General features: G+C 41.6%; 1 protein-coding gene. It reads right to left on the bottom strand.

Annotated features, from left to right (window positions below; all coding sequences use genetic code 11):
* Positions 1 to 34: 34 nt before the first annotated feature.
* Positions 35 to 1,237, bottom strand: a complete 1,203-nt coding sequence (locus H4J63_RS19735; RefSeq protein ID WP_008465246.1) for an IS256 family transposase — start codon at positions 1,235 to 1,237, stop codon at positions 35 to 37.
* Positions 1,238 to 1,293 lie beyond the last annotated feature (56 nt).

The following is a 1,293-nucleotide window of genomic DNA, read 5'->3' as shown; positions in this document are numbered from 1 at the left end:
GAGGGCGTTCAGAATTCTGTGTCAGCCTAAGTTGCTAAATATCTAGCACACCATCTAACCTACCTTCGAAGTGGATGGCCAATTGCGACAATGTCAGATTCCAATTATGGATTGGCATTGTCCATTTCTTCGAGGCATTCAATATGCCTGCATACAATAATTTCATCAAGCTGTTTTCATTAGGGAATGCTCCCTTAGTCTTGGTGAGTCGTCTAAACTGACGATGTACAGCTTCAATTGCATTTGTGGTATAAATAGCTTTTCGCACGTAATCTGGATACTTGAAGTAAACCGACAGATTGCCCCACTTTCGACGCCAAGACTCGATAACGATAGGGTATAACTTGCCCCATTTGGCATCTAATTCGGCGAGAGCGGCTTCTGCTGCATCTTTAGTGGCTGCCTTATAAACGGGTTTCAAGTCAGCCATAAACTCTTTTTGGTGCTTTGAAGCAACATACTTCATCGAATTACGAATTTGATGAATAACGCACTCCTGCACTTCGGCGTCAGGATAGATTGTTGCTATTGCTTCAGGGAAGCCTTTTAGTCCATCAACACAGGCAATTAAAATATCGGATACACCACGATTATGTAAATCTGTTAATACTGATAGCCAATAGTTAGCCCCTTCACTTTCAGAGATATATAAACCAAGTAACTCTTTGCGGCCCTCGATATTGACACCTAGTACGGTATAAATAGCCTTACTCACGTAGCGCCCATTTTCTTTAATCTTATAATGAATAGCATCAAGCCAGATAAACGGGTAAAGCGTGTCTAAGCTGCGCGCTTGCCATGCTTTAAGCTCTGGTATCAGTTGGTCTGTTACGGCAGTGATGGTGGCCTCTGATACCTCAACGCCATACATATCCTGTATGTGGCCTCGAATATCTCGGTAGCTCATACCTAAAGCAAACATAGATAGGATTTTCTCATCAATTTCAGGCGTTAACTTGGTTTGGTTCTTTTTAACAAGCTGAGGTTCAAACGAACCTGAACGATCTCTGGGCGTTTCAAGTTCGAATTGACCTATGGATGACTTAACTGTTTTTTTGGTTGAACCATTTTTACGGTTAACTTGGGTCTCAGATTCTAAATGCTGCTCTAATTCAGCTTTAAGAGCCGCTTCGGTGAGTTGTTTAATTAATGGTGTTAGAACACCGTCTTCGCCAGTAAGGCCTTTACCAGCTTGAAGTTCAGCTAATGCTTTGTTGAAGTCGAAAGATTGAGTCATGTGTCACTCCTGTTTTCTTAATAATACTGAAATGACACAGATTTCTAAACACTACC

The sequence above is a fragment of the Pseudoalteromonas sp. 5Ae-yellow genome (assembly GCF_014077565.1).
Lineage (GTDB): Bacteria > Pseudomonadota > Gammaproteobacteria > Enterobacterales > Alteromonadaceae > Pseudoalteromonas.
The sequence above is the reverse complement of the archived record's forward strand: the minus strand, read 5'-3'. Positions and strand labels throughout refer to the sequence as shown.

Bases quoted from the DNA above. Each gene is read 5' to 3' on its own strand.
- H4J63_RS19735 (WP_008465246.1), bottom strand. From the start codon at position 1,237: ATGACTCAATCTTTCGACTTCAACAAAGCATTAGCTGAACTTCAAGCT.